The sequence below is a fragment of the Gilvimarinus sp. 1_MG-2023 genome (assembly GCF_030548285.1).
Genome location: NZ_JAUOSC010001888.1, coordinates 1 through 230 on the forward strand (window position 1 = coordinate 1; position 230 = coordinate 230).

The 230-nt window shown below is 61.3% G+C and carries 1 protein-coding gene; it reads left to right on the top strand.

Going from position 1 to position 230, the window contains the following annotated elements; all coding sequences use genetic code 11:
• The coding region (locus Q4563_RS23255; RefSeq protein WP_303606232.1) for a hypothetical protein at positions 1–230 on the top strand (230 nt) is incomplete at both ends.

Consider the following 230-nt stretch of genomic DNA (forward strand, 5'->3'; position numbering starts at 1 on the left):
TTGCCCGGCTGTGTATATCGCTTGCTTAGGGGTTGGTCAGCCCATCAACGAAGGCAGCACGTTCGCGCCGCTGCGCTGGGGTGCCTTTGTCGTCACCAAAGACGCGCCCCGATCTGATCGTAACAGCCAGGCGCTGAACCTGGTGCAAGCCGTTAACGTGATTTTAGCGGCGCAGGCATGGGGGCTGGACGAAACCCGCTCCGAGCCAGAGCGCGTGACCAGTCAAAACC